Genomic DNA, 3,525 nt, shown 5'->3' on the forward strand with positions numbered 1-3,525 from the left:
CGATCCGCTCCGGCGCGTAGTCCGCGGCCGTCCGCCGGGTGTTCGCGGCCAGCCGGGCCCGCCGCGCGGGGTCCTCGATCAGTGACTCCAGGGCGGCCGCGAAGCCGTCGGCGCCGTCGGCCATGGGGACGAGCAGACCGTCGTGGTCATGGGTGAGGATCTCGCCGGGGCCGTGCGGGCAGTCGGTGGAGACGACCGGGACGCCGCAGTGGAGCGCCTCCACGACGGTCATGCCGAACGCCTCCCGGCTCGACGTCACGGCGGCGAGGGCGCCCTTGGCCCACTCCGGGTCGATGGGGGAGACCGGTCCCATCAGACGTACCTGTTCCTGGAGGCCGAGCGCGTCCACCTGGTCGCGCAGCTCCCGGGCCTTGTGGCCGCGGCCGTGGATCCGCAGGGACCAGTCGGGGTGACGGGGCGCGATGCCGGCGAAGGCGTCGATGAGCAGGTCGTAGCGCTTGAGCCCGACCAGACGGCCCGCGGCGACGATCACCTTGCTCCGCCCGTCGGACGGGACGACGTCCGGGGCGGGGACGCAGTTGGGGATCGCGGTGATCCGGTCCGCCGCGCGCGGGACGGCGGCCCGGTATTCGGCGGCGTCGGTCCGGGAGACGGTCACGAAGGCGTCGAGCCCGGCCAGCGCCCGGTTCTGGTGGACCCGCACATGGCCGGCGTGTCTGCCCAGGAGGAGGTGCTCCTGACCGATGCGCAGATACCGGTGGCGGCGGCCGTCCCGGGCCAGGTGACCCGTGAGGACCGGGCGGGTCGAGACGACGACGTCGGCGTCGGTCGTCCGCAGGAAGGCGGCGATCCGCTCGTCGGTGAGGCGGGACGGGGGCATCGGGCCGGACGCCACGCCGGTGTCCGTCCACATCGTCGAGGGCGCGCCCGCCCGGGGCGAGGACCGCTCGCAGCCCGGGGAGTCCGCGCGCCAGTCGACGAGCGGGCGCAGGCGGACCTCGGGGGAGAAGGGCAGCAGCGGGTCGTCGCGGGCCCGGTAGACGGAGACCACCTCGACCTGGTGCCCCAGGCCGGCCAGGGCCGCGCCGGTGTTGGCGGTGGCGCGGACGGTGCCGCCCATGCCGTAGGCGTTGTACACCAGAAAGGCGATCTTCATCCGAGAACCCCCCGGTACGCGACCCGGGCGCCGCGTCGCCCTGCCGCGGGCGGACGGAGCGCAGGGGCATGCGCTGCCGTGCCGTCGCCCATCCCCCGGTCCGAAGCTAACGGATTGTCACACAATTCATCCAGAGGTCCGGACAAAGCGGAAGGCCCGGCCCCGGCGGGTGATGCCGGGACCGGGCCTTCGGCCGGTCGTGCGCGACGGTCGCCGCGGCGTCAGTCCGTGCCGGACTCCATGGCCGCGCGGTCCAGCAGCTCGTCGTCCTCGGACACCTCGCCGCGGGAGGCGATGGCCTCCGCGCCGCCCTCGGGCATGGTGCCGATCAGGCCGGTGACCTGGGCGGCGCCCAGGGCGGGGCCGGCGCCGGTGCCGAGCAGGCCGAGACCCGCGTACTGCTCCAGCTTGGAGCGCGAGTCGGCGATGTCCAGGTTGCGCATGGTCAGCTGGCCGATGCGGTCCACCGGGCCGAACGCCGAGTCCTCGGTGCGCTCCATGGAGAGCTTGTCCGGGTGGTAGCTGAACGCCGGGCCCGTGGTGTCGAGGATCGAGTAGTCCTCGCCGCGCCGCAGCCTCAGGGTGACCTCGCCGGTGACCGCGGCGCCGACCCAGCGCTGCAGCGACTCGCGGATCATCAGCGCCTGCGGGTCCAGCCAGCGGCCCTCGTACATCAGGCGGCCCAGGCGGCGGCCCTCGCTGTGGTACTGGGCGAGGGTGTCCTCGTTGTGGATCGCGTTGACCAGCCGCTCGTAGGCGGCGTGCAGCAGCGCCATGCCGGGGGCCTCGTAGATGCCGCGGCTCTTGGCCTCGATGATCCGGTTCTCGATCTGGTCGGACATGCCCAGGCCGTGGCGGCCGCCGATGGCGTTGGCCTCCATCACCAGGTCGACGGCGGAGGCGAACTCCTTGCCGTTGACCGTCACCGGGCGGCCCTGCTCGAAGCCGATCGTGACGTCCTCGGTCATGATCTCGACCGACGGGTCCCAGAACCGGACGCCCATGATCGGATCGACCGTCTCGATGCCGTTGTCCAGGTGCTCGAGGGTCTTCGCCTCGTGCGTGGCGCCCCAGATGTTGGCGTCGGTGGAGTACGCCTTCTCCGTGCTGTCCCGGTAGGGCAGGCCGTGCGCGACCAGCCACTCCGACATCTCCTTGCGGCCGCCGAGCTCGGTCACGAAGTCCGCGTCGAGCCACGGCTTGTAGATCCGCAGGTTCGGGTTGGCGAGCAGGCCGTAGCGGTAGAACCGCTCGATGTCGTTGCCCTTGTACGTCGAGCCGTCGCCCCAGATCTGGACGTCGTCCTCGAGCATCGCCCGCACCAGCAGGGTGCCGGTGACGGCCCGGCCCAGCGGCGTGGTGTTGAAGTACGCGCGCCCGCCGGAGCGGATGTGGAAAGCTCCGCAGGTGAGCGCGGCCAGGCCCTCCTCGACCAGCGCGGCGCGGCAGTCGACCAGGCGCGCGACCTCGGCGCCGTAGGCCGTGGCGCGGCCGGGCACCGAGTCGATGTCGGGCTCGTCGTACTGACCGATGTCGGCGGTGTAGGTGCAGGGGACGGCGCCCTTGTCGCGCATCCACGCGACCGCGACGGAGGTGTCGAGGCCGCCCGAGAAGGCGATGCCGACGCGTTCGCCGACGGGGAGGGAGGTGAGGACCTTGGACATAGGAAGATTATGCATCATCCCGTATGGTCATGCAAAGAGGGTTCCGGAACGGTTCGCTCGCCGGCCGTCCTCGGCCCCGGAAGGTCCGGAAACCCCGGCGGCTCCTGCTGCTTCTGCGGCTCCGGACGTTCCGGCAGCTCCTGAGGGTCCTCGGGTGCGAGTCCGTGACGCCGCAGGTGCCGTTCGCAGGCGCGGGCCGCGGGGTGGACCGCCACGGCGGCCGTCAGGATGACCGCGGCGATCACCGCCCATCCCGCCGGGCCCCAGGACATGGCGAGGAAGGTGTACGCGGCCGGGGCCCAGACGGTACCCAGGTTGGAGCCGAGGTTCACCACGCCCTCGTACTCGCCGCGCCGCTCGGGGTCGGCCAGCTCGGCGACGAGTCCCCACTCGCCGGCCGACTGGTAGATCTCGGCGCCGGTCACCGTGATGTGTCCGACCCACATCAACAGGATCGTCACCCAGCCGGCCGTCTCGTGGGTGACCGCGATGATCGCGCACGAGGCCAGGAAGCAGAGGGCGCCGCGGCGCTGGGCGCGCAGCGAGTCGGCGACCGTGGCGACGCCGCGGGCGGCGGCCACCTGGAGGGCGACCGCCATCAGGGTGTTGGTGCCGTAGAGCCAGGCCAGCACCACCTTCGGGGCGTCGGTCTCGGTGACCAGCCAGAGCGGGATCACGGTGGTCAGCAGCACCTGGTGGGTGTGGAGCACGCCGTTGAGGAAGGTCAGCAGGACGAAGGCCCGG

2 protein-coding genes and 1 pseudogene are annotated in these 3,525 nt (G+C 72.5%); all 3 read right to left on the reverse strand.

Annotated features, from left to right (window positions below; all coding sequences use genetic code 11):
• Positions 1-1,117: glycosyltransferase (locus tag HW445_RS22870; RefSeq protein WP_180222845.1), on the reverse strand; the 1,117-nt coding region annotated here is incomplete at its 3' end.
• A gap of 221 nt (positions 1,118-1,338) precedes the next feature.
• Positions 1,339-2,781: an argininosuccinate synthase gene (gene argG, locus HW445_RS22875; RefSeq protein ID WP_180222846.1), complete on the reverse strand. Its 1,443-nt coding sequence runs from the start codon at positions 2,779-2,781 to the stop codon at positions 1,339-1,341.
• 14 nt (positions 2,782-2,795) lie between these two features.
• Positions 2,796-3,525: pseudogene (locus HW445_RS22880) on the reverse strand (hypothetical protein); the annotation flags it as partial.

The organism is Streptomyces sp. UH6 (assembly GCF_013421635.1).
Lineage (GTDB): Bacteria > Actinomycetota > Actinomycetes > Streptomycetales > Streptomycetaceae > Streptomyces > Streptomyces abyssomicinicus.